Origin of the sequence: Mesorhizobium sp. L103C105A0 (assembly GCF_000502215.1) — a bacterium.
GTDB lineage: Bacteria > Pseudomonadota > Alphaproteobacteria > Rhizobiales > Rhizobiaceae > Mesorhizobium.
Map to the genome: position 1 here is coordinate 281476 of NZ_AYXF01000001.1, position 24133 is coordinate 305608.

Annotated in this window: 24 protein-coding genes, 1 tRNA gene and 2 pseudogenes; 14 read left to right on the forward strand and 13 right to left on the reverse strand. The window is 62.6% G+C overall.

Annotated elements, in window-relative coordinates:
• Positions 1-65 precede the first annotated feature (65 nt).
• Positions 66-809, reverse strand: coding sequence for a hypothetical protein (locus tag X727_RS163070; RefSeq protein ID WP_023744401.1), 744 nt, complete (start codon positions 807-809; stop codon positions 66-68).
• Between the two features lie 308 nt (positions 810-1117).
• Between X727_RS163070 and X727_RS1000000167700 the strand changes: the two genes are divergently transcribed.
• Both X727_RS1000000167700 and X727_RS163060 read left to right on the forward strand, forming a co-directional pair.
• Positions 1118-1267, forward strand: coding sequence for a hypothetical protein (locus tag X727_RS1000000167700; RefSeq protein WP_023833475.1), 150 nt, complete (start codon positions 1118-1120; stop codon positions 1265-1267).
• A 727-nt stretch (positions 1268-1994) separates the two neighbouring features.
• The gene (locus tag X727_RS163060; protein WP_023833476.1) at positions 1995-2873 is read left to right on the forward strand and encodes an adenylate/guanylate cyclase domain-containing protein; all 879 of its coding nucleotides are present in this window, start codon (positions 1995-1997) and stop codon (positions 2871-2873) included.
• On the opposite strand, the pseudogene X727_RS28025 reads toward X727_RS163060, so the two are convergent.
• Positions 2870-3379: pseudogene (locus X727_RS28025) on the reverse strand (hypothetical protein); the annotation flags it as partial. The gene X727_RS163060 and the pseudogene X727_RS28025 sit on opposite strands and share 4 nt — an antisense overlap.
• Positions 3380-3712: 333 nt before the next feature.
• A pseudogene (locus X727_RS01000000164290) lies at positions 3713-4180 on the reverse strand (toprim domain-containing protein); the annotation flags it as partial.
• A gap of 1006 nt (positions 4181-5186) precedes the next feature.
• Here X727_RS01000000164290 and X727_RS1000000168810 point away from each other — a divergent pair.
• The 3 genes from X727_RS1000000168810 to X727_RS1000000168820 all read left to right on the forward strand — a co-directional run bounded on the left by X727_RS1000000168810 (position 5187) and on the right by X727_RS1000000168820 (position 6877).
• Positions 5187-5516 carry an SOS response-associated peptidase family protein gene (locus X727_RS1000000168810; RefSeq protein WP_023833479.1) on the forward strand — a complete coding sequence of 110 codons (330 nt, stop codon included), beginning with the start codon at positions 5187-5189 and terminating at the stop codon, positions 5514-5516.
• Between the two features lie 405 nt (positions 5517-5921).
• A complete protein-coding gene (locus X727_RS1000000168815) occupies positions 5922-6542 on the forward strand; it encodes a hypothetical protein (protein ID WP_245265777.1) in 621 nt (206 codons plus the stop codon).
• Positions 6539-6877 carry a site-specific integrase gene (locus X727_RS1000000168820; RefSeq protein ID WP_245265772.1) on the forward strand — a complete coding sequence of 113 codons (339 nt, stop codon included), beginning with the start codon at positions 6539-6541 and terminating at the stop codon, positions 6875-6877. Before X727_RS1000000168815 ends, X727_RS1000000168820 begins: the two co-directional genes overlap by 4 nt.
• 96 nt (positions 6878-6973) lie before the next feature.
• On the opposite strand, the gene X727_RS163055 is transcribed toward X727_RS1000000168820, so the two are convergent.
• Positions 6974-7049: transfer RNA gene (locus X727_RS163055), tRNA-Ile, on the reverse strand.
• Positions 7050-7183: 134 nt separating this feature from the next.
• On the opposite strand from X727_RS163055, the gene X727_RS163050 reads away from it, so the two are divergent.
• Positions 7184-7894 carry an SIMPL domain-containing protein gene (locus X727_RS163050; protein ID WP_023672467.1) on the forward strand — a complete coding sequence of 237 codons (711 nt, stop codon included), beginning with the start codon at positions 7184-7186 and terminating at the stop codon, positions 7892-7894.
• A 268-nt stretch (positions 7895-8162) separates the two neighbouring features.
• Here the strand turns inward: X727_RS163050 and X727_RS01000000164305 are convergent, their stop codons facing one another.
• Together X727_RS01000000164305 and X727_RS163045 are read right to left on the reverse strand one after the other, a co-directional pair.
• Positions 8163-8507, reverse strand: a complete 345-nt coding sequence (locus X727_RS01000000164305; protein WP_023672466.1) for a hypothetical protein — start codon at positions 8505-8507, stop codon at positions 8163-8165.
• Positions 8508-8727: 220 nt separating this feature from the next.
• Entirely contained in the window at positions 8728-9174 is a 447-nt protein-coding gene (locus X727_RS163045; protein ID WP_023672465.1) for a YcgN family cysteine cluster protein, read from the reverse strand.
• 202 nt (positions 9175-9376) lie between these two features.
• Between X727_RS163045 and X727_RS163040 the strand changes: the two genes are divergently transcribed.
• Positions 9377-11587, forward strand: coding sequence for an OmpA family protein (locus X727_RS163040; RefSeq protein WP_023689763.1), 2211 nt, complete (start codon positions 9377-9379; stop codon positions 11585-11587).
• A gap of 326 nt (positions 11588-11913) precedes the next feature.
• Positions 11914-12429: a TIGR00645 family protein gene (locus X727_RS163035; RefSeq protein ID WP_023672463.1), complete on the forward strand. Its 516-nt coding sequence runs from the start codon at positions 11914-11916 to the stop codon at positions 12427-12429.
• Between the two features lie 130 nt (positions 12430-12559).
• On the opposite strand, the gene X727_RS163030 is transcribed toward X727_RS163035, so the two are convergent.
• The 3 genes from X727_RS163030 to X727_RS163025 form a co-directional block, all read right to left on the reverse strand.
• Entirely contained in the window at positions 12560-13426 is an 867-nt protein-coding gene (locus X727_RS163030; protein WP_023833480.1) for an NAD(P)-dependent oxidoreductase, read from the reverse strand.
• A gap of 119 nt (positions 13427-13545) precedes the next feature.
• Positions 13546-14253: a helix-turn-helix transcriptional regulator gene (locus X727_RS1000000168405; protein WP_196814968.1), complete on the reverse strand. Its 708-nt coding sequence runs from the start codon at positions 14251-14253 to the stop codon at positions 13546-13548.
• Between the two features lie 8 nt (positions 14254-14261).
• Positions 14262-15134 carry a S1C family serine protease gene (locus X727_RS163025; RefSeq protein ID WP_023833481.1) on the reverse strand — a complete coding sequence of 291 codons (873 nt, stop codon included), beginning with the start codon at positions 15132-15134 and terminating at the stop codon, positions 14262-14264.
• A 169-nt stretch (positions 15135-15303) separates the two neighbouring features.
• Here X727_RS163025 and X727_RS163020 point away from each other — a divergent pair, with 169 nt between their 5' ends.
• Entirely contained in the window at positions 15304-16254 is a 951-nt protein-coding gene (locus X727_RS163020) for a trypsin-like peptidase domain-containing protein (RefSeq protein ID WP_023672459.1), read from the forward strand.
• Positions 16255-16258: 4 nt separating this feature from the next.
• On the opposite strand, the gene X727_RS01000000164310 is transcribed toward X727_RS163020, so the two are convergent.
• The 3 genes from X727_RS01000000164310 to X727_RS163015 all read right to left on the reverse strand — a co-directional run bounded on the left by X727_RS01000000164310 (position 16259) and on the right by X727_RS163015 (position 17689).
• Positions 16259-16894: an arginase family protein gene (locus X727_RS01000000164310; RefSeq protein WP_348524521.1), complete on the reverse strand. Its 636-nt coding sequence runs from the start codon at positions 16892-16894 to the stop codon at positions 16259-16261.
• Positions 16891-17169, reverse strand: a complete 279-nt coding sequence (locus tag X727_RS1000000168825) for a hypothetical protein (RefSeq protein ID WP_245274103.1) — start codon at positions 17167-17169, stop codon at positions 16891-16893. The genes X727_RS01000000164310 and X727_RS1000000168825 overlap by 4 nt, the downstream gene beginning before the upstream one ends.
• Positions 17170-17263: 94 nt before the next feature.
• A complete protein-coding gene (locus X727_RS163015) occupies positions 17264-17689 on the reverse strand; it encodes a VOC family protein (protein ID WP_023748200.1) in 426 nt (141 codons plus the stop codon).
• Between the two features lie 66 nt (positions 17690-17755).
• Between X727_RS163015 and X727_RS163010 the strand changes: the two genes are divergently transcribed.
• Complete coding sequence (locus X727_RS163010; RefSeq protein ID WP_023748199.1) at positions 17756-18382, forward strand: TetR/AcrR family transcriptional regulator; 627 nt, start codon at positions 17756-17758, stop codon at positions 18380-18382.
• On the opposite strand, the gene X727_RS163005 is transcribed toward X727_RS163010, so the two are convergent.
• Positions 18315-19271 carry a LysR family transcriptional regulator gene (locus X727_RS163005; protein ID WP_023748198.1) on the reverse strand — a complete coding sequence of 319 codons (957 nt, stop codon included), beginning with the start codon at positions 19269-19271 and terminating at the stop codon, positions 18315-18317. The two genes, X727_RS163010 and X727_RS163005, sit on opposite strands and share 68 nt — an antisense overlap.
• Before the next feature lie 109 nt (positions 19272-19380).
• Here X727_RS163005 and X727_RS163000 point away from each other — a divergent pair, with 109 nt between their 5' ends.
• The 4 genes from X727_RS163000 (at position 19381) to X727_RS162995 (ending at position 24132) form a co-directional block, all read left to right on the forward strand.
• Positions 19381-20016, forward strand: a complete 636-nt coding sequence (locus X727_RS163000; RefSeq protein ID WP_023672454.1) for an FMN-dependent NADH-azoreductase — start codon at positions 19381-19383, stop codon at positions 20014-20016.
• A gap of 110 nt (positions 20017-20126) precedes the next feature.
• Complete coding sequence (locus X727_RS1000000168830) at positions 20127-20969, forward strand: 3' terminal RNA ribose 2'-O-methyltransferase Hen1 (protein ID WP_245274104.1); 843 nt, start codon at positions 20127-20129, stop codon at positions 20967-20969.
• An 11-nt stretch (positions 20970-20980) separates the two neighbouring features.
• Positions 20981-21559 (forward strand): methyltransferase domain-containing protein, encoded by a 579-nt coding sequence (locus X727_RS1000000168835; protein WP_245274105.1) that lies wholly within the window; start codon positions 20981-20983, stop codon positions 21557-21559.
• Positions 21556-24132, forward strand: a complete 2577-nt coding sequence (locus tag X727_RS162995; protein ID WP_023833482.1) for a polynucleotide kinase-phosphatase — start codon at positions 21556-21558, stop codon at positions 24130-24132. The genes X727_RS1000000168835 and X727_RS162995 overlap by 4 nt, the downstream gene beginning before the upstream one ends.
• Position 24133: the final 1 nt, after the last annotated feature.

Consider the following 24133-nt stretch of genomic DNA (forward strand, 5'->3'; position numbering starts at 1 on the left):
CCAAGCTGTTCCTTGGCCTCGCTGTCGGCCTAGGCGTTTGCTTTGGAATGGCGCTGGCTGGTTAGCTATCTCGCTGCGGCCGACTGAAGTGCGACAGCTGCAAAATCTGCCGTTGAGTTTCCCGAAAACGTAGCAGTCTCTGATTCAGCGGAGGTCGAACTTGTTGATGCATGGATGCCAAGGAAATCCTTTCCACAAAGGGCACTAAAATCTTCGGTGACATTGCTCATGGACCCGGAGGTGGTGCCGGAAGCGATGAGCGAGATAAAAGCGATGCCATCGGCTGGAATGGTGATGGTAATCCTGTCGCCGCTTTCTGCAGCTATCGCGGCAGGTATCTCAGAAGCTCCAACCACTCTGTAAATCTGCGCCGTGACAGACGGGTTGCCGCCATCAAAAGTGAACCCGATGTCGGTCGACGTTGTGTTTTCCAATATGTCGCCGCTGCCGGCTGATATGAACCAGATCTCGGAATTGGCGCTTGAGGGCACATCATGACTGCGCACCAGGCGCCTTGCCCGAAGGTCGCCGACAGTTACGGTATCTAGCGTCCGCAACTCCCCGAAAAACTTCCATGAGACTTCGAGCCAGATATCCCTACCGGTAGCAACAGCACCAAGGTTTTTCGAGGGCGCCTTAACCGTGGGGCCAGGGACGAGCCCCCCAGTATTAAAGGCCGAGACAGCCGAGACCATGATCGGTGACGAGCGCTGTAAATTCTGAAAGCCAATGATCGCCGCCGTGATCGCCAACGCCGCCAGGACAAGGGCAATCGCTATCCAAACAACTGACCGGCGTCGATTTCGCATCGTTGCCCCAACCCTAGGGGAAATATCAACGTATTAGCAACTGCTTGTATTTCTCGTGAACCAGGATCATTCTTGCCGCACGGAGGCCACCAGTAACGATGGAAAAGGGGAACGTCATGGAATCCGTTTGCTACGCCCAAAGCTCGATCTGTTTGCTGTCGCTCTTAGTCAACACCACGATGGCGCTTATTGTTTTGACGCCATTCGCAGCGACGCGCCTGCTGGTGTTGAGGATGCGCGCGGACTCGGGCCGAAACCTTCAACTCGCCTAAGCGCCGTGGGCAAACCACGTTACCGAGGCGCAGATCATGCGATTAGTTCTGTTGATCCTTGCCGCCGTGTTCTACATCTGGGACAACGTTGGCGAACGCGCCACCGACGAGATCCGCACTCATCTACAACGCCCGCAGCGGCTAAGGGCTTCGGTGCAGTCGTATTCCTTCCAGACCTTACCCTGAAACATCTGCTGCGCAAAATGCCTCTTAGAATCGCTTGGACCCTTGCTGGCGGCCGCGGCTCGTTCGCGGCACATCAAGGACATGTTGGGGACCTGCCAGCCGCCTGGAGAGAAGCGGATGCGCGGCGCCGGCAAGGCCGCATCGACGTGTGCAGGAAGGGATGAGCGCAAAACCGACATTGGCAGGAAAACCCGGGTAAATGCCGAGGCAAGACCGGATCTGGATGGCATCGACTCCTTCGAGGATATGGGCCTGCTTCGGCTAATCCAATCCCTTAGCGTATAAAGCATGCGATATGGACCTGTCGGATTGTTTGTATTCAAACGTCTATTGCAACGCAATATCGTCGGCAAAGAACGTCCGAATGGGGCTGTCGGCGGCTCCGTCGTGGGAACGAAAAAGAAGAGAAGCAGGACTTCCGTGTGCGATTTCTGCACGGTCTCCCGCAACGTCTGATATTACTTATCTATCCGCTCCATCCATCATGGGTGCAATTCGATCGAGCCTCACGGCTCCGATTGTGGAAGAGCAGGCCATCCGATTTCTGTCCAGCCATATCCGTCGTCACTACTACCCTCCTTCCTGCCTTCCCTTTTCGTGCACAGACGTCAGTCATAGCCGTGCTACTGCATGATCAACGTTCGGGAGCGTGCCCGCCCTTCCCTGCCCCACAATTCGAGGCCGATGTTGCCAAATATCTCGGAGACGGCGTGCTTGCCTATTTCGGGTGGCCGATGGCTTACGAGGATCACGCAGAGCGTTCCATTCGGGCTGCCTCCAGGCCCTCGCCGCAGTCGAGGCCATCCAATCGCCCGACGGCGAGCAACCGAAGGCGCGTATTGGCATCGCATCGGGCCACGTGGTGGTCGGCGACATTGCGGGCAGCAGCGTGAACGAGCGCGCCTCAATCGCAGGGGACACACCCAATCTCGCGGCGCGCCTGCAAAGCGCTGCCGCTCCCGGTCAGATCGTCGTTGCCGACAGCACGCGTCGGCTCGCCGGGCAGTCCTTCGAGATCGAGAGCCTCGGTGAGCAGGAGTTGAAAGGCTTCAAATCGCCTATTGCCCTATTCGCGGTTCGTGGCGAGCGGGAGGTGGAAAGCCGGTTCGACGCAGCGCACGATCGCGCTTTGTCGAAGTTCGTCGGCCGAACCAGCGAAATCGGCATTCTGCTCGAGCGCTGGGAGTTGGCCGAAGCCGGCCAAGGCCAGGCGGTTTTCGTGTCGGGAGAAGCGGGCATCGGGAAGTCGCGCCTCGTGGATGCGCTCGAGGAACGGCTTTATGAGAGCCATCATGAGCTAATCCGGCTGCAGTGCTCCCCCTATCACATCACCTCAGCCTTCTACCCCATCATCCAACGCCTAAGCCGGCTTGCAGGCTTTTCATCCGCCGACAGCGAAGCCATGCGCGATGAAAAATTTCGCGCGATTGTTCAACGTTACGGGGAACATCCCTCGGAGGTCGGACCGATCTACGCCGAGTTGCTCTCGCTCGACCTCGGCGGCGCGTTCAAACCGCTCGATCTCTCCGCCCAACATCGTAAGGAACTCAGCGTCCACACATTGGCGAACCGCGTTCTGCTCGCGGCGAAGATTGCGCCGGCCTGATCGTAGTGGTTGGCCGCCTGGTCACGCATCAGGTCGAAGGCATCGCGCCGTCGATCATGGTCTGGCCCTGGGCGGTGAGTGTCTCGAGTTCAACCGCCTTGATCTCGCTGCCATCCTGTTCGCGCTGCAGGCANCTGGCCCTGGGCGGTGAGTGTCTCGAGTTCAACCGCCTTGATCTCGCTGCCATCCTGTTCGCGCTGCAGGCAGCGCTGGGCATGCTCGTTGTCGTCCAGTTGCCGCTCGATCCGGTGTACAGCTCGGTGGAAGACATTGGTGACGGACCAGAGCAGGTCATCGAGGTCGGGTTCGAGGCGCGTGTCGGCCAAGGTGGCGATGAGAGCGTCATAGATGTCGGCCACGGCTCCGGCCACGTGGTCGCCGCTGGGAAGCAGTCGCGGGTCGGGCTCGTCGGCATAGGGGCGCCAGCCATAGAGCTGGAGTTCGGTGAGGATGTGAGCGGTCGGAGAAGCTGCGTGGTGCGGTTCGGTGTCGTCGTGCTCGGCCATGGGATGCTCCCGTCGGTTTGACCGCGCCCCTCGCGGCCTTCATGGCGACGAGAGCCCGTGGGCGGGTTGGCCGGACACCCGAAGCGAAGCGGAGGGCCGGAGCGTAGCGAAGGATGGCGGCGGCCGGCTATTTTGCATCGCGATGGAAAGGCGTCGCACCCTATCGCTGGCTTTCGCCAGCAATCGCGCGCCGCCGGAGAATAGTCGGCCGCCGCCATTGCCTGGCCGGCGAGCTTGTGGGCTGATCGCCCTCTCGAAGGCCGGATCGCGGTTCTCTACCGCATCCAGGCAACGCCGCCGGCACCGTGCGCCGCCGCACGCTTCCCTGCCGGCTCAAGTAAACCGCTTCAGATAGCGGAGGCAGTCCTTGCGCATCAGTTGGTCCGCAATCGGGGCACGGAAGGCGGCAAGTCCGAAACGGCCGAGGTCTTAGTTGAAGTCCTCCATAGCCGGCGACAGCACGATTGCCTCGATTCCGGCGTCGGTCGCGCGCTCCATCAGGCTGTCTCTGGCACCGTCACCGGCCGGATCGTTGTCGCGGATGACGTAGAGCCGCCGCAGGTTCGGAGGGAACAGGATGGCGGCAAGATGGGCTGCCGAGAGTGCTGCAGCCATCGCCATGTCAGGCAAGGCGCATCTGAGCGACAGCGTCGTCTCGACCTTCGCCTGCCGCCATGACGCTGTCGGGTACGCCGAAGCGGACGCGTGACTCAGAAGGTCACCCATTGCCCGACGCGGCGTGTCGACGGGTGCCTTGCCGGCGCTGTCCCGTGCGAGCCAGGTGCGGTGCGCGCCGGTCAATCCGGCGTTTAACATCCGCTGAGTGTTTTCATTTTTAACGCAATCCCCGATTGGTAGACTCTCGCGATGCATCGGCAGCTACTGGCTCCGTCGGGCCGAGGGGGAGGCCGACGGGAGTAGCAACCATGCCCGTGCAGAAACAGGACTTTCGAACCAACAGGGCCGACTATGCAATTGCTGGCAAGAGCAGCGCGGATAGCGACCGCGATGAGTTGCTAGCAAGGAAAACGATGTCGCTCTGGCTCAGAGATAAGCGGTCAGCCAGATTGGCTGCAAACCCATCGGCTACCTTTCCCGGGCCGAAAGCCAGACCCCGCGGCTGAACAAGCGTTAGCCAACAACCTCACCCATAGGTAGGCCTCCGGTTGCGGTTGCGCGGCCGACCTTCGTGGCCTGGAATGAACATCAAGAACAAGGCCGGCGGTCGCGGCTGGCAGCCTTGCAACTAGGGCGCCGGCTTGCAGCGCCCATTAGGCGGAAATGCGAACGAAATAAGGGTCGTGCTGGGGCGCCGACAAGCGCGATCAAAACGAGCCTGATATGTAGAAACTTGCGCCTCCGATCGGCCGCTGGTGACTGTCGAAATCGAGCACGTTCGCTTGGTGGAGAGCCACGTTGCACCCAAGCGAAAACGCCGCTTGTCGACAAGGCCTAACTGAACGACCAACTGTCCGATCTCGGCCCGATTGCCGGCGAGCGATGCAACGCCGAGCCAGCCCACGTCGCGACCATGTCTATGCCTGCCCGATCTGCGGACAGCCGTCGATTAGCGTGAACCGGTTCAGCCAGAGACCGAAGCGACGTTTATCAAATTCCCGCGTAGGATGAAAAAACCCGCCGGCGCGAGCCAGCGGGCGTAAAATCTCATTAAAAGCTGACGAGGGGTTTGAATTCTCGTCACAGGACAACATTAGCTGAGGCTCAAATTGCATGCAACTACGCCTTCCGGCCTAAGACGGGCGCACCCCTCTCACTCTTAGGACTGCGACGCACACCGAATATCCCCATGGGGAATTGGTGGCCGGTCCCTTTCAATGCGTGGATTGAGGGGGCCGACACGGCGTCAGCGTTCCGCGACGACTTCAAGTCAAAGCGATGTCTGATCGCGGCAGGTGGCTTCTATGAATGGACGATATCGCCAGCCGACGGGAAGAAAGACCCTTGGCACATCTACCAGCCTGGCCACGCGCCTTTCTCGTTTGCAGGCATATGGGCTTACAAGTCCAATCTCGACATAACCAGCTGCACCATCATTACAGAGCCTGCCGCAGACCCGATGAAGCAGTTGCATGATCGACAGCCTCTCATTCTCGACCAGGCATGCAATGACGCCTAGCTGGACCGGCGACGCCCAAGGTCAGCCTCAAGGACATTCTCAGCCACGACATCGACGGTCAGCTGCAGTTCAACCGGGTTGGGCGTGAGGTGAAGACAAGTGCCGTCAACACGTTGCCCAACGACCATCCCGGCCTGGCCGGCATAGGCGCTAAGATAGGTATTGCCCTGCGGAATCGGGTGTGATTCTACACTGCGATGACACACGAATCGCTTGNGGCATAGGCGCTAAGATAGGTATTGCCCTGCGGAATCGGGTGTGATTCTACACTGCGATGACACACGAATCGCTTGTTGATGACGGAGGGCGACCCAGAGCCAGGGCCTGAAGGCAATTATCATCGACCTACCCGGTCGGGCGTTGCCAAAGACGTTCGGTCATGCAGCGCGGCGACTTGAAGGGACTATGGAATGGCTGGACTTTGACGAAGCAACGCAGCGGAAGAATGTCAGGCTGATTGAACGCTTCCTTGGGATGCAGGTCGAACCTGCCTACCCGCTGACTTGGCGCGATACGCCAGTAGAACATCTCGACGCCGACCATCTGCGTGCGATTGTCGAAAGCGCCTTTGCCGCCAACCGGACGGTTGCCAAGCACCTGCTGGTCGCAATCAAGAAGCTCCTGTGGGTGGGGATCGAAGTTGAGAAATGGATCAAACCGCAGAACAATCCCTCACTGTCGATCCGCGTCCGCATTCCTAAATCCACCACCAATCCCGCGTGGCCGGTCCCCATTTGTGAAAAGTTCGAGGCGCGCCATCCGATCGGCTCCCCGCCGCGCACCTGTTACGCGCTCGCCTTTTGGCTGGGCAACCGACGAGGCGATATCGCCTCGTTGCAATGGGACGATTTGGTTTTCGAGGAGATCGAACTGTTCGATGGCTCCCTAGAGGTGATCGAAGCCTTCGATTTCCGGCAGAAGAAGAACCGCAACCGTCACGGCGGTCGCGAGATGTTTATCCCCATCCTCGACAAGCTGGCGCAAGCCTTGGCGCCGCTCGACGTTCGAAAGGCGGAACGGTACTGAAGAATGCCTATGGGCGTCCATTCGCGGAAAAGAGCCTCACCGGCATGATGGCACATTGGAACAAGCAGGCCGGCATTCCGGAGGGCTACACTCTCCACGGGCTACGCCGCACCTTCGGCACGTATCTCGCCGAATGCAACATCCAATCGCGTGCCATCATGGAGGCGATGGGGCATTCTTCCATGACGGTGACGGACGAATATGTCCGGGAGGCTAACAAGAAGCGAATGGCCGTCGACATAGCCCGCGCCATCAACGAGCGCGAGACCAAACGCGATGCGATGAAGCAGCGAGCGGCTGCGCGTCGTCAAGTAAGTGAAATCAACCGACCATGAGCAGGGTCCCATATCGGGTGCCCTTTTCTTCGGGCCCATAATGGGCCCAAAACGTTTTGGGCCGAGGCATATTTTTAATAACAAAATCAAAGGTCATGGTGGGCCCGGAGGGACTCGAACCCCCAACCAAGCGGTTATGAGCCGCCGGCTCTAACCATTGAGCTACAGGCCCCACGCGCGCTGGATTAGTGTTTTTCCTTGCGCGGCACAAGGCTTTCCGGACGAGCTGGCCGAGATCGCCCAAATCAGCCCATATTCGCGCCCTAGTCGACAGGCGCGACTGGATCGCACACCGAGGAGATTTTCATGACCAGACATATTTTGCCGCTCGCACTTGCCGCCGCGATCGCTTTTCCGGCGATGGCAAGCGCTGCCGATTCGCTGCCCCCGCCCCGCATCATCGTGTCGGGTGAAGGCCAGTCGACCGTGGCGCCTGACCTGGCGCTGCTGACGCTCAGCGTCATGCGCGAGGCCAAGACCGCACGCGCGGCACTCGACGCCAACAACGACGCCATGGCCGCCGTGATCGCGGCAATGAAGTCGGCAGGGATCAAGGACCGCGACCTGCAGACCGCCGGCATCCAGATCAACCCGCGTTACAACTACACCAACAAACCGGACGGCAGCCAGGAAGCCGAGCTTGTCGCCTACCAGGTGACCAACACACTCTCGGTGCGCATCCGCGACATCGACAAAACAGGTGAGATTCTCGACAAGGCTGTGTCGCTCGGCGTCAATCAGGGCGGAGGCATTTCGTTCTCCAACGAGGATCCGAAAGCTGCCGTCACCGAAGCCCGCAAGAAGGCGGTCGCCGATGCCATGGCCAAGGCCAAGACGCTGGCCGAAGCCGCCGGCGTCAGCATAGGCCGGGTGCTGGAAATCACCGACCAGAACGTTGCGCCGGCGCCGATGCCGATCAATGCAAAGGCCTTCGATGCGGCAGGCGCCGCGGTTCCCGTGCAGGCCGGCGAGAATGCCTACGCCGTGCAGGTAACAGTGACATTCGAGCTTAAGTAGCAGGCCGCCGGGCTGGGCGCGGTTCTGCTGAACCCGTCGGCCGGAACCGCAGATTTCCGACATGAAAAACCCCGGAGGACTGGCCTCCGGGGTTTTTTCGAGCCGCACCTTTCCGCGGAGGGAAAGGGGCTCCTGGCTGACCCTAGAAGGGTCATGCCGCTACTCCAGGTACTCCAGGCTGATCCTGGCAGAGGAACATGCCTCCGGATCGACCTTCGCAGAAGGTCGTATCCCAGACTGATCTTCGCAGAAGATCAGTCTGGTTCTCTTAGCGATAGATAACCGGGCAGCCGCGCTCATTGGCGAACACGACCACTACGCGATCGCCATACTGGCGGCCGGCGACCTTCACCACGCGGCGATTGACATCGACGATGCGGACGCGGTGCAGGCCCATGCGCTCGGCCTTGTCGAGGGCGCGGTCCGGCGAGCAGCGGCGCCAATTGCGGTCACGGCGAAAGCCGTCCTCATCGTCGCCGGTGTAGACGCCGACGCGGCGGTCATGGTTGTTGCCGAAGCCGAGATAGATCGAGTCCGCCTGGGCGGGCACTGCGGCAAGGGTGCCGAGAGCTACGAGACCCGAAAGGGCTGCCGTCTTGAATGAGTTGAACATTGTCTTCTCTCCTTGTTGAGGGCTTGCGCCCGTCTTGGTCGAACCGATGGGGGGAGAATGCTCCTTGCAATCTGAACTCTTCGCGAACCGGCCGTTCATTTTCGGTTAATCTGCCCGACAGGTCAAAAGCAACCGCCCCTTCCACCGCTGCAAACGATCCTGACCGTCAAAAACGTCCAATGGCGCGGAACGCCCTATGGCAACGTCCGTTCCAGAATGCTCAGGGCTCGTCGTCGAGCATATAGTCGAAATAATCGTCCGGCTCGGCCAGATCGGTCTCACTGGCGCGGACGCGGCCGCGCATGGAGATGCCGGCATCATGAACGGTCTCGGCACTTCCCGACACCAGCCTGTGCCACCAATAGAGGTCGTGCCCCTCGGCAACCAGCCGGTAGGCACAGGTTTTCGGCAGCCACGTGATGGTGCGCACATTCTGCGGCGTCAGCCCGACACAGTCCGGCACGCGCGCCAGCCGGTTGGCATAGTCCGAACAGCGGCAGCTTTGCCCATCGAACAGCCGGCAGCCGACTGATGTCCAGTAGATCTCGCCGGTATCCTCGTCCTCGAGTTTAGACAGGCAGCATTTTCCGCAGCCGTCGCACAGCGATTCCCACTCGGTGGGCGTCATCGCTTCCAGCGTCTTGGTCTTCCAGAACGGCGTTTCCATTATGGGTCGAGATGTGGCCTCCGCATGCGGCAAGGTCAAGCTGTTGTGTGACTTCAAGTTCCGGCCGCACCATAGGAAAAACATGAAGTTGCCTTCAAAACGCCGGTCAATCGTCCTTGGGTGCGGGTAATGCCTGCAAACCGGAACCAATCCGGTCAAGGACAGTTTGGGCAGGGATGGGACCCCACAAGGAGAATTTAAGATGAAACGCCAACCACGGGTACTGGCAGGTACGGCACTTGGCCTGCTTATGGCATCCGCGCCGTTGGGCGCATCCCCGTTGCAGGGCAACGCCGTTTTCGGCCCCTTGCAGCACACGGCCGCGCCACTGATCCTGGTCCAGGACGACCCTGCTGCAGATGGTCAGCAGACCGACCAGGAACTGCCGCGCAAAAAGAAACGCCAGCAGGCCGAACAGGCAGCGCCGGCCGCCGAGCAGCCTGCACCGGCTGCAGAGCAACCCGCCCCTGCCGCCGAGGAACAACAGCCGCGCAGGAAGAAGCGGGATCAGCAGCAGACCGAGCAGGCCCCGGCCGAACAGGCCGCACCTGCCGCCGAGGAACAGCAGCCGCGCAAAAAGAAGCGCAATCAACAGCAGCAGATCGAGGCGGCGCCTGCGGATGAGGGCGGCGCCCAGGCAGCGCCGGCGACCGATGAGCAGCCGCTCAAGCCACGCAAGAAGAAGCGTGACCAGCAGCAGATCGAGGCAGCACCGGCTGAACAACCGGCCGAACAGGTAGCTCCGGCAAATGAAGAACAGCCGCTAAAGCCACGCAAGAAGAAGCGCGACCAACAGCAGATCGAAGCGGCGCCCGCTGAACAGCCGGCCCAGCAGCCTGCCGAGCAGGCAGCGCCCACCGAACAGGTGGCGCCGGCAAACGACAACAAGTCGGGCAAGAAAAAGCGCAAGCAGGATCAGCAGATTGAGGCCGCGCCTGCCGACAAAGCGCCAGACGTCAAAGTTGCGCCTGCCGGAGAGCCCGCGCCGCAGGCCGAGCCGATTCAGCCCCCGGCCGATCAGCAAGCGGCTCCCGCCGAAGGTGAACAGCCGAAGGATCAGGCGAAAAAGCACGGCAAAAAAACTGTCGGCGAACAGCCGGTGACGGGCGAACAGCAGCCTGCGACCGGTGAACCACAGCCTGCGGAGCAACCGGCCAATGCCGAGCAGCCCGCGCAACGTGAGACGCCGGCGCAAGGCGAAGCCACGGCCAACCCCGACGAAGCACCCATCCTGGACAGCCAGAAGGATGCCAGGCGCAAGCACCGCAAGGACCAGGGCGGCAACAGCCAGAATGGCGACGGCCAAAATGGGAACGGCCAAAATGGGAACGGCCAGAATGCTGGCGGCCAGACGGGCGAGCAGCCCGCGCAGGGCGGCACCGAGGCGCAAGCCCCGAAGCCGGCTCCGGTCGACCAGGGACCGCCGCCCACCGACGACAAGTCAGCTCAGCAGGCAATTCAGCCAGAAAAGATCGCCCCGGTGACGGAGGAAAAAGGCAAACGCGTCGAGCGTGCACCCGATGAGAACGTCCGCGACCGCCGGCGTCCGAAAGGCGTCGACGTCGTCAAGGAACTCGGCGACCGCGTCATCCTGCAGTTCAACAACCAGACGATCGTGGAAAGCAATGACGCTCCGCGCATGCACCGCGGCGCCAGGAATGTTTACTATGAGGAACTGTCGGGCGATCGCTCTCGGGAAATCGTCGAGCGCGACAATGGCATCCAGATCGTCACCATCCGCAACCGCAATGGCGACGTCATCAGGCGATCGCGCATCACGCCGGATGGGCACGAATATGTGCTGAGCTATGTCGACGAGCGCAGCTATGACGACGACAATGACTGGCGCGATCCCGGTGACGACCTGCCGCCGATGCGGCTCACCATCCCGCGCCGCGAGTACATCCTCGATTCGGAAGATGTCGAAAGCCCGGACGATTATTACGAGTTCCTCGAACAACCGCCGGTGGAGAAGGTCCAGCGCCTCTATTCCATCGACGAAGTGAAGCGTTCGGCGCGCGTGCGCGACATTGCCCGTCGCGTCGACCTCGATACATTGAACTTCGAGTTCGGCTCGGCCTCGATATCCGACACCGAAGTGCAGAAACTGGAAGGCGTCGCCACGGCCATGGAGAAACTGTTGAAGAAGAACCCGGCCGAAACCTTCCTGATCGAAGGCCACACCGATGCGGTTGGCACGCCGGAAGCAAACCTTGCTCTGTCCGACCGGCGCGCTGAGTCTGTCGCCGAAGCGCTGACCAATGCCTTCGGGATCCCGCCGGAAAACCTGACTACTCAGGGCTATGGCGAGGAATACCTGAAGGTCAACACCACGGCGCCCAACCGCGAGAACCGCCGTGTCGGCATCCGTCGCATCACCTCGCTGGTGGCACCGGTGGCGAGTAACAATTGATCTGCTTTCCAATGGCTTGAGCAGCTTTCTGGAATCAGATCGACAACAAGGACCCATCCCGGCAGATCGGGATGGGTCGAGCTGCGGACAGCAATCCCGGTTCAGCAAGAATTGTACTGGTATTAGAACCGGCTCATTGAATAGAGCGGCCGCCCTCCCCAGATTCAAGCCTGGGCGTTCCCTGCCCCGTCCCGACTCCAGCGGGATGCATTGAACCCCGCCGGCCCTCCCGGCGGGGTTTTTTTGCGTCGCAATTTGCCTTGCAAACTGCGGCAAGCTGATCGAAATACCCCAGTCGACCTCAGAAAGCTGACCGGAACCGCTGCATGAAACGTCTCGAACTCGCCATCGAATCGATCATCCTCGCCTCACGCTGGCTGCTGGTGGTTTTCTACATCGGGCTGGCCCTGGCGCTCGCCGTCTATGCGCTGTCCTTCGGCAAAAAACTCTACGAGTTCGTCATGGTCGCCTTCACACTCGACGACACCGACACCATCCTGAAGATGCTCGGCCTCATCGACGCCGCACTTGTCGCCTCGCTGGTGGTGATGGTGATCATCTCCGGTTACGAGAATTTCGTCAGCCGCTTCGACGACCAGGATGGCGGTGTGCACTGGCTGGGTACGATCGATGTCGGTTCGCTGAAGGTCAAGGTCGCCTCGACCATCGTCGCTATTTCCTCGATCCACCTGTTGCAGGTGTTCCTGAATTCGTCTTCCTATACGATCGACCAGCTGATGTGGCTGACCATCATCCACCTCGCTTTCGTCGTCTCGGCGCTGATGCTGGCCTATATCGACCGGCTGATGGGACTGAGCAAAGGCAAGAAGGGCGAGGAGTGATGAGCCCCTTTCTCCCCGTTTATGGGGAGGTGAGGCTGGTCCGCACAGCGGGCGAAAAGCCAATTGCTTGGTTTTTCGAAAAACGCCGGCAGGTGGATGAGGAAGCAGCGCCGTCGGCCCGTGATTTCCGTCAGTAGATGCTTTTGACGTTCGTCGGCGAATTGGCAAATACCGCGTCCGGCACGAAAAAGTCGCCGGCCAGCGGCCCGGTCGCGCCCGGCGCATAGACCGCGAAATCGGTCACGCCCTCGGCCCGCAGCACCTCTTCATCGATGTAGAAATTGCCTGATGTCTCGCGCGATGAGCGCAGGAAGATGGCGTGTGCGGCATCGGCCATGATGTCGGGTAAGCGGCTCATCGCCGCCACCGTCGCGCCGCCGAGCAGATTGCGCACCGCAGCCGTGTCGATGGTCGAGATCGGCCACAGCGAATTGACCGCGATGCCGTCCTTGGCAAACTCGGCGCTCATCCCCAGCGTGCACATCGACATGCCGAACTTGGCCATGGTGTAGGCGACATGGTTCTTGAACCATTTGGCCTTCATGTCGAGCGGCGGCGCCAGATTCAAGATGTGAGGATTGCTTGCCAACTTCAGGTGCGGAATGCACATTTTCGACACCAGGAAGGTGCCGCGCGTGTTGATCTGGTGCATCAGATCGTAGCGCTTCATGTCCGTCTGCAGCGTGCCGGTGAGCTGGATGGCGCTGGCATTGTTGACGCAGATATCGATGCCGCCGAACTTTTCGACGGTCTTGGCAACCGCCTCGGCCACCTGCGCCTCCACGCGGATGTCGCACAAAACAGGCAGCGCCTTGCCGCCGGCCTGCTCGATCTCCTCAGCCGCCGAATAGATCGTGCCCGGCAGCTTCGGATGCGGTTCGGCGGTCTTGGCCGCGATCGTCACATTGGCGCCGTCGCGCGCCGCCCGCAACGCTATCGCCAGCCCGATGCCGCGCGACCCGCCGGAGATGAACAGCGTCTTTCCCTTGAGCGACATGTCTTGGCACCTCCCTTGCTACATCACTGACGCGAACCATTGCGCGGCGGCAATGCACTGCGCAAGGCCTCGGCAGCCTGCAACGGGTTACGCAACGTAGGCTCAAACGGAAAAGGGGGTTAGACCAGCACCAGGCCCTGCCGCATCGCGATCGCGATGGCATCCGTGCGGTTCGCAGCACCCAGCTTGATCAGGATCGCGGCGACGTGGAACTTTGCCGTGTGCACGGAGATGTTCAGTCGCCGCGCGATCACCTTGTTGGGTGCGCCTTCGGCCAGCAGCGCCAGCACTTCGGCCTCGCGCGGCGACAGCGCCGGACGGGCGGTAGCGCCATCGTCCAACGGCTCCTCGCCGAACAGCCCGCTATGGCTTCCGCCGTTGGCGGCGGCATCGAAATCGTCGTGGCGAGCGGGCGTCGAACGCCCATCCCTGGACACCCGGTAGCCGGCCGCCGCCAGTCTGACGGCAGCCGCGATCAGATTCGCATCCGACGCCAAAGGCAGCACGGCAAGCACCCGGTTTTCCGGCCGGCCAGCGCTCGCGGATAGCAGCACCCGTGGGATTGCGCTGTTGCCACCATCGGCTCGATCGAGCCAGGCCGCACTGTTCGCAACAGCGTCATCGAAGACAGCGACGTCGGCAATCCCGCTGCCGGCTACGACCGGAAGCAGATCGTCCGCCATGGCAAGCGAAGCTGACAGGCGCTCGGCACGCGCGGCATCGTGCAGCGCGATCAGCACCACGAGCTGGCGTCCGCCGCCCGCCACCTCCGGCCCACCCACCTCCGGCCCACCCGCCTCCGGCCTTGTCAGCGTGTCGCTTTCCATCGGCCCTCTCAGCTCAGCGGTTTTTCACCGACGGTCAGCGCGACGTCGCGCTGCTCGCCGCCGCGCACCACGCCGAGCGTCACCGCAGCGCCCGCGCTATCCGGCCCAAGCTTTCGGATCAGTTCGCGCGGGCTGTGCACGGCCTCGCCATTCCACGCCACGATGATGTCGCCCAGCGCAAGGCCGGCGGCTTTGGCCGGACCATTGTCGTCGAGGCTCATGACCATGGCGCCGCGCGCCGCGCCGTCACGGATCGGGTGCAGGCCGGCGCCGAGATAGCCGCGCGCGACATGGCCCTTTTCACGCAGCGTCGCCACGGCCCGCTCGATCGTCTCATAAGGCATGACCAGCGCACGACCACGTGGCCCAAACAGCAGCATGCCGATCAGCGCGCCCTTGGCGTCAAGCACCGGCCCGCCCTCGAAACGGCCGCCGGCATTGACGGCGAGATTGATGCGCCGATCGATGGTGCCGCCGTGCATCGAGCGCCAGGCGGGGCCGACCTCGCCGACCGAGCCCGAGACAGCCAGCGCCGAGCCCTGACTGCTGCCGACAGCGATGGCGACGTTGCCCGGCCGCACCCCATCCGCCTTGGCGAGCGCAGGCGCCGCGGCCGCGCCGGCCGGCTTCAGAAGCGCTACGCCGGTCGACGGATCGCGACCGACCAGTTCGGCCTTCACCGCTTCGCCCGAAGCCAATGTCAATTCGATCTCCTCACCGGCCTCGACAGCTTCCTCGGCGGTGACGAAATAGCCGTCACGCCAGTGGAAGGCGCTGGCGGTGCGATGGTGATGGGTGGTGAAACTTGCCGTTGCCGGCGCAGCCTTGGCGGCGAGATCGGCGATGGCCTCGGAAAATGCATTAAGGTTGAAGTCACTCATGATGATCTCCTGGGTTTTCTCATGCCCCAGATATCGCTCGGCAGTGCGCCCGGAGGTACTCGTCTGACGGCTAGTTACTGGTTTGACTGGCCATCTGGTCAGGTCGCGGCAGTTCGAGCCGCTCCGCACATATAGTCATCATCGCGCCTGAAAACACGGAGCCCCGCCAATGGCCCTCGCCGCCCACAAGTTCGAAACCGACGACACACTGCTCGACGCCTATTCGACGACAGTCGCCGACGCCGTCGACCGCATCGGCCCAGCCGTCTGCCGCATCGAGCGCGTCGGTGGCCAAGGTGGCCATGGCTCCGGCTTCGTCATCACCCCGGACGGGCTGGTCGTCACCAATTTCCATGTCGTTGGCGATGCCAAAACGGTGCGCGTCTCTATGCCCGACGGCGCCTCCAGCGAAGGCCGTGTGCTAGGCCGCGACCCCGACACCGACATCGCGCTGGTGCGCGCCGATGGCAGCTTCACCGAAGTCGCGCCGCTCGGCGATTCCAAGCGGCTGCGGCGCGGCCAGATCGCCATTGCCATCGGCAATCCGCTCGGCTTCGAATGGACCGTAACGTCAGGCGTGGTCTCCGCACTTGGCCGTTCGATGCGCGCCTCGACCGGGCGGCTGATCGACGATGTCATCCAGACCGATGCCGCGCTCAATCCCGGCAATTCCGGCGGACCGCTGGTGTCGTCGGCAGGCGAGGTCATCGGCGTCAACACCGCCATGATCCACGGCGCGCAAGGCATCGCCTTCGCGGTCGCTTCCAACACCGCCAATTTCGTCATTTCGGAGATCATCCGCTTCGGCCGCGTGCGCCGTGCCTTCATCGGCATCTCCGCCGACACCACCAACCTGCCGCGCCGCGCCGCCCTTCTGTCGCAGGTGACCACCAGTACGGCGGTACGGCTGCGCAGCGTCGAGAAAGACGGACCCGCGGCGAAGGCCGGCCTCAGGGAAGGCGACATCATCGCGTCAATAGACGGTCGCCCGGTCACCGGCGTCGACGACCTCGTGCGCATGCTCGACGCCGAACGCATCGGCCGCGAGACGCTGTGCACCGTGGTGCGCCGCACCGGCGTCAGCCAAGTGACGGTGACGCCGGTAGCAAGGGCGAGTTGAGCCCTTATCGAGGGTTGAGCACCCGCCCGAGCAGCGACACCAGCAGTCGCGCAAGGTCACCGGTCGGGTCGAGGTCGGGATCGTAGATCGTCATGTCCAAGCCGGTGCAGCGCTGGTCCGCTGTCAGCGCCGACAGAATGGCAACGAGTTCATCGGGGTCGATGCCGGGGCTGCCGGGCGAATCCACCGCCGGCATCACCGTCTGGTCGAGCACATCGACATCGAGATGCAGCCAGTAGGGACAGCCGGCGCGCGCCAGCGTCGCTCTTGTCTTTTGCAACACTCCAGCCGCGCCGAGTTCCTGCGCGGCAAAGACGTCGATGCGCGTGACGGCGGTCGCATTGATGTCGGGCCAGGCAAAATCGGCATCGCGGCTCTCGCGTTCGCCGATCTGAACCACCGCCTCGTCGGCGACGAGCGGACCGACAACACCTGGCCATTGCGCCAGCAAAGCCTCGCCGCGTCCGGTGGCAAGTGCCAGATCCATGCCGGCAACCGAGCCGAGTGAGGCATTGACATCGTAGTTGCCGGGATGGCGGAAATCGCTGTGGCCATCGACATGGACCAGGGCGACCGCGCCCGAGCGCCGCGCGGCGACCAGTGCGCCAAGCAGGATCGAGCAGTCGCCGCCGATGATCAGCGGGAACTCGCCTTGCCAAGCGCACGGGTGACGATCTCGGCAAGATCGAGGTTGAAGCGGCGGATCGCCGGACCATTACGCAGCCTAGTGCCCGGTTGCGGTTCGGTACTGTAGGCGGGTCTGTCGAGATCGACCACCCGCCCCGGCGCCAGCGACTCGATCAAACCAGCTTGGCTCAGCGCCTGCGGCGCACGCCAGGTGCCGGGCACATGGCCCGGCTCCAAGGGCCGAAGGCCGAGATTGGATGGCGCCCGAACAAGGCAGATGTCACGCATGCGGCAGGCCCAGCTTCAACATCACCAACATAGACCGCATGGTGCGGGTCCGGCCACAGCGGCCGGAGCCGCTGCCGACATTTGCTGCCATCGTTCAGGCGCCCGCCGCGCCCGCCGCGAATTGCGCCTGAAATTCCGGGCCGAGCGGGATCGGCTTGATGACGTCGATCAGCACGCCATTGGGATCCCTGGTGATGAAATGGCGCTGGCCGAAGGGTTCGTCGCGCAGCGGGCACAGGATCGGCAGGCCGGCCGCAACGATCCGTTCATAGACAGCATCAGGATCCCTCACCTCGAAATTGATCAGCAGCCCCGATGTGCGGCCGCGCCCCCCCTCGGGGATCGTCTCGTGGTCGCCCTGGACGATACCGAGATTGACCCGGCGATCCTCGGCAGACTGCAGATGCACATACCAGTCGCTCGCAAACAGCGGCTTGAAGCGGAAGTGATTGATATAGAAGGCTTTCGTGCCGGCTACGTCGCCCGTCATCAGCACCGGATAATAGCTCGTCGTCTTCATCTTTCTTTCTCCCGTCAGCCAACATACAGTTTGCATGTAATTCGAAATAACATACAGGCTGCATGTATGCAACGAGAAACCCCGCGCCGCTCCAACCGCGACCGCACCGAAGCGACGCGCGCCGACCTGATCGCTGCGGCGCGCAAACTGTTCATCGAAAAGTCCTATGCCGAGACCGGCACGCCGGAGATCGTTGCGGCCGCCGGCGTCACCCGCGGCGCGCTCTATCACCACTTTGCCGACAAGCAGGCGCTGTTTGCCGCCGTGGTCGAGCAGGAGGCGGCGGCGGTGGCGCAAGAGATCGAGCGCGCCTCGCCGCCTTCTTTGTTTGCCCGCAATGCGCTGATTGCCGGCTCGGACGCCTATCTCGCCGCCATGCGCGCGCCCGGCCGCACGCGGCTTTTGCTGCTCGACGGGCCGGCCGTGCTTGGCCGCGCCGCCATGGATGCGATCGACAATCACCACGGCAACCGGTCGCTGCGCGAAGGCCTGGTTGCGGCGATGCGCGAACAGTCGATGACCAGACTGCCTGCCGATGCGCTGACCGCTTTGCTCGCCGCCGCCTTCGACCGCGCAGCACTTGCCGTCGAGGCCGGCGCCTCGGCCGAAGACTATCGCGCCGTGCTCATGGCTCTGATCGATGGGCTGTCTCCGGCTCGCCCTCAGGCAGGTCGTCCGGGTCGAACTCGTTGAAGCAGCCGAGCTGGCGTTTGAACTGGTCGATCAGCCAGGCCGCCGCCGGTTTCGGGCTGCGGTCGGCGCGGTGCATGGCGTAGAGCGATGAGCGCACCTCGCTAAAAGGTTCAAGGTCGAGTTCGACCAGCCTGCCGCTGGCCAAATCGTCCGCGATCAGCCAGCGCGGCAACCCGCCCCAGCCCAGCCCCTCGCGCATCAACGTATGCTTGATACGCACATCTGTCAGCCGCCATGTACGATAGGCAAAGACGCCGAAGTCGCGTCCCTTGGTGCGTTCCGACTGGTCGCTGACAACCAGCTGGGTGTGCTCTCGCGTATCCTCGAGCGCCACCGGTTTCGGCAGCAGTGCCAGAGGGTGGGTGGGGGCGGCAGCCAGCACGATCGACATGAAGCCGATGCGCACGAGATGCACGTCGACCTCGCCCAGCAAGCCACCGATGCCAAGATCCGACTGTCCGCTGACGACATGGTCGGGGATCAGACCGAGCGTGCCGATATGCAGTCGCATCATCACGGTCGGGAACTGCGCCTCGAACGCCTTCAGCACCCGCACCAGCACCGGCGAGGGCAGCGCCGCGTCAACCGATAGCGCAACTTCAGCCTCCAGCCCCTGATGGTGACCGTCGGCACGCGAACGGATGCGCTGCAGCACGCCGACCATGCGCCGGGCGTCCTCCAGCATCGCCCGGCCGATTTCGGTCAGCTGCGGCTCGCGCGTGCCCTCGCGCTCGAACAGTTTCAGGCCAAGCTGCGCTTCAAGATTGGCGATGCCGTAGCTGATGACGGACTGCGCGCGGTTAAGCTTGCGGCCGGCGGCTGAGAAGCTGCCGGTGTCGGCGACCGCAACCAGGATCTGCAATTGGTCGAGCGTCGGATTGGGCTGCACGGCATACCTACTTTATGGATGGATCGTATAGAAAATATACCAGTTTTTTGAATGGGTCGGTAGGCCCATATCAGGCGGGAGAAATCAATTCCCACTGGAGAGAACCGCTATGTCTATCCTGCTTGTAACCTCGAGCCCGCGCGGCGCTGCCTCGCACTCGACCCGTATCGCTACCGAATTCGCTGAAAAGCTCGTCGCCGCCGACCCGTCGAATACGCTCGTCGTACGCGACCTCGTGGCCAACCCGCTGCCGCATATCGACACCGATTATGCGACCGGCATCTACACCCCCGTTGAAGCCCGCACGCCGCGCCAGGCCGAAGTCGTCGGCGTCTCCGACATCGTGCTTGACGAACTGTTCGCAGCCGACACCGTGATCCTGGCCACCGGCTTCATCAACTTCAACATCTCCTCGACCCTGAAGTCCTGGGTCGATCACATCTCCCGCTCCGGCAAGAGCTTCTCTTATGGCGAGGGTGGTCCCAAGGGCCTCGTCACCGGCAAGAAGGTCTATATCGTACTCGCCTCGGGCGGCATCTATTCCGAAGGTGCGGCCGTGCAGTTCGATCACGCCATCCCCTATCTGCGCGGCGTGCTCGGCTTTCTCGGCATGACCGACGTCGACGTCATCCGGATCGAAGGCGTCGGCATGGGTCCCGACGCCGTGACCGCCGCGCTCGCCAATGCGACCGCCAAGGTCGATGCCGTGGTGGCCAAGACCGCGAGCGCGCAAATCGCCGCGTAAGCACACCCCGTCATTCGCATTGAAAAGGCAGGCGCTTCGGCGCCTGCCTTTTTCCTTGTCAGGCGGCGCGATAGGTTGCGTGTCGAAAACGGATCTATCGCGTTACTAGATTGCCGCGCAACGCCATTGGTTATTCGGCCTGTCTGCGTTATCGGTCGCTGATGTTCCTTTCCGTCGCGACAACCCATCATCCAGCCACAGATCTCGGCTTCTTGCTGCACAAGCATCCCGAACGTCTGCACGAGACTGACCTATCCTTCGGCAAGGCCTGGCTGTTCTATCCGGAGGCGACCGATGAGCGTTGTGAGGCTGTGCTTCTGCTCGATGTCGATCCGATAGGGCTCGTTCGGGGCAAAGGCCAGGCAGAGGGCTTGCTGGATCAATATGTAAACGACCGACCTTATACGGCATCGTCATTTCTGTCTGTGGCTTTGAACAAGGTACTGCGGACAGCGATGACCGGCATCTCGAAGGTGCGCCAGCAACTGGCCGATAGCGACCTCCCGCTCGAAGCTGTGGTGACCCCGCTGCCGATGCGTGGCGGCGAGGCCCTGGTTCGAGATCTATTCGAACCGCTGGGATGGACCGTCAACCTGGCGCCGGTCGAAACTGTCGGATCTGGCGCGGGTGGACCACGATACGGTCATCTGAGGCTGACTGGCACCGGCCGCCTAAGCAGCCTGCTCAACCACCTTTATGTCCTGATCCCGGTGATGGACGACACCAAGCACTACTGGGTGGGCGAGGCCGAGATTGACAAGCTGCTGTCCAAGGGCGAGGGCTGGCTGGAAAACCACCCAGCCAAAGACCTGATCGTGCGCCGTTATCTGCGCAACCGAGGTGCGTTGGCCCGCATCGCCCTGGAGCGGCTGGCTCCGGAGACGGCCAATGAGGTCTACCCCCCGAAGCCCGGGCTGCACCTGAGCAAGCGCTGGAGGCGCCCATCCGGCTGAACGACCTGCGCATGGACGCCGTGGTGCAAGCCATTCGGGCGACCGGAGGGGCCAGTGTTGCAGATTTGGGGTGTGGCGAAGGCAAGCTGCTCTATCGGCTCGTGCGCGAAAAATGGGTCCACAAGCTGTTCGGGCTCGACCCCGCTATTCGTGAACTGGAATGGGCCGCCAAGCGTCTCAAACTGAACGAGTTCGGGGGGCCGCCTGAAGACCGGGTCACGTTGCTGCACGGATCGCTGACATATCGCGACAGCCGATGGGCGGAAGCCGACGTCGCTGTGCTGGTCGAGGTCATCGAACATCTCGACGAAGACCGGCTGCCAATGATCGAGCGTATTATCTTCGGCGAGACAGCGCCAAAATTCGTGATCGTGACTACGCCGAACGCTGACTACAACCCCTTGTTCCCCAGTCTGGCCGCTGGCGCTTTTCGCCATCCGGATCACCGTTTCGAATGGGGCCGGGTTCGGTTTGAAGCCTGGGCGGTCAGGATCGGCGAGATCTATGGCTATAGCGCCGCCTTAAGTGGCATCGGAGCCGTGGACCCCGTGCTCGGCGCGCCGACGCAGATGGCGGTGTTCACCCGATGAGAGAGCCAGACAAGACCGACCTCACCATCCCTGACTTCGCCCTCGTCGTGCTGATCGGCTCGACGGGATCGGGCAAGTCGACCTTCGCCGCCAGGCACTTCCTGCCGACCGAAATCATCTCGTCGGATCGCTGCCGCGCGCTCGTCAGCGACAACGAGACTGATCAGGATGTCTCGGCCGACGCTTTTGATTTGGTGCGCGAAATCGCCGGCAAACGGCTCAAGCATCGAAAGCTGGCCGTCATCGACGCGACCAATGTGCGACCCGCTGATCGCAAGGCGTGGGTCGAGCTGGCGCGCAAATGGCACGCTTTGCCGGTCGCCGTGGTCATCGATCCGGGTGTTGATGTTTGCGTCGCCCGCAACGCGCTACGAGCCGATCGTCCCTTCGGCGCCGGCGTTGCCCAGCGCATGACGAACGAAATTCGCAAGGGCCTCGGCGGCCTGCAACGCGAAGGTTTCCGTCAGGTCTGGAAGCTCACCGGCGAGGCCAGTATCGACGCGGCCAAGGTCTCGCGTCAGCCATTATGGACCGACAAGCGCGACGATTGCGGTCCTTTCGACGTCATAGGTGATGTCCATGGTTGCGCCGACGAACTTCAGACCTTGTTCTGTCAGCTCGGTTACAGCATCGCCTGGTCCGACGGCCATGGTGATCGGACCGTCACTGTAACGCCGCCAGAAGGCCGCAAGATCGTCTTTGTCGGCGACCTCGTCGATCGTGGTCCCAACGTGCCCGACGTCTTGCGCATCGCCATGAGCATGGTCGCGGCGGGAACCGCCTACTGTGTCCAGGGCAATCACGAACGCAAACTCAGCCGCTGGCTGGAAGGCCGCAAGGTCACGATCGCCCACGGCCTGCAGCAAACCATCGACCAGTTGGACGCTCAGGATCGCGGCCTGCGAGAGGCTTTGCCGGCCTTCCTCGACAGCCTGCGCAGCCACGTCTGGCTGGACGGCGGACGCCTCGCCGTGGCACATGCCGGACTCAAGGAAGAGATGATCGGGCGCGGTTCCGGCGCGGTGCGCGAGTTCGCCCTCTATGGCGAAACCACGGGCGAAATCGACGAATTTGGCCTGCCCGTCCGTGCCGACTGGGCAGCCGCCTATCGGGGCAAAACCAGCGTAGTATACGGGCACACGCCGGTGCTGTTGGCGGAGTGGGTCAACAACACGCTTTGCATCGACACCGGCTGCGTGTTCGGCGGCAAGCTGACTGCCTTGCGCTGGCCGGAACGCGAACTGGTCGACGTGCCGGCAGTCGAGACCTGGTCCGAACCCGTGCGTCCCCTCGGCGGACCGGGCCTTGGCAAATCGGCACAGGCCGATGCCGACGGCGTGCTCGACTATCAGGATGTCTCTGGGCGACGCTGGATCGAGACCGAACTGAAAGGCAGGGTTGTCGTGGCCGAGGAGAACGCGTCGGCGGCACTTGAGGTGATGAGCCGCTTCGCGCTGTCGCCGCAGTGGCTGGTATATCTGCCGCCGACAATGTCGCCATCCGAGACCAGCAGCCAAGCCGGCTGGCTGGAACGCCCCGAGGAAGCTCTCAGTCATTTCCGCGAGCGTGGCGTCACCCAAATCCTGTGCGAAGAGAAGCACATGGGTTCGCGGGCAGTCATCGCTCTGTGCCGAAACGCGCAGACGGCGCGCGACCGGTTCGGGGTATCTGGCGACGAGACAGGCGCGATCTGGACCCGGACCGGACGCTCCTTTTTCAGCGACAGCGGCATGACGGAGCGCCTGCTCAATCGCCTGCGCGCCAGCGTCGACGCTGCGGATCTATGGCAGGAATTGAACAGCGACTGGTTGCTGCTGGACACCGAGATCATGCCATGGTCGGCCAAGGCAAGCAGCCTGATTGAAAGCCAGTACGCCCCAGTGGCAACGTCTGCGGCCGCTGGGCTCCAGGCCAGCCGCGAAGCGCTGGCCCGTGCGATGGCACGCGGCGTGGATACGGCCGCGCTCAAGGCTCGCATTGAGGACCGCGCCGCGCGTGCCGCCAGATACGCCACTGCCTGGGCGCCTTACGTGTGGCCGGTCTCGGGCGTCGACGACCTGAAGGTCGCGCCGTTCCACCTGCTGGCAAGTGAGGGATGCGTCTGGTACGACCAGAACCACGTTTGGCACATGACGCTTGCGGACCGTCTGGCTGCCGGGGGCGGCGTGGTAACGCGAACGCAATGGCGGATGGTTGACCTGGCCGATGCCGGTTCTTGTGCGGAGGCCGTCGCCTGGTGGGAGACGCTGACCGACTCAGGCGGCGAAGGGATGGTAGTGAAGCCGCACGACTTCGTCAGCCGAAACAAGAAGGGGCTCATGCAACCGGCGCTGAAAGTGCGCGGCCAGGAGTATCTTCGCATTATCTATGGCCCCGAATACGATGCGCCGGACAATCTCGTGCGCCTGCGCGAACGAGGCTTGGGTGGCAAGCGCAGCCTGGCGCTCAGAGAGTTCGCGCTCGGTCACGAGGCACTGAAGCGGTTTGTCGCCAAGGAACCGCTGCGACGTGTTCACGAGTGTGTTTTCGGCGTCCTGGCGCTGGAGAGCGAGCCAATCGATCCGAGGCTGTAGG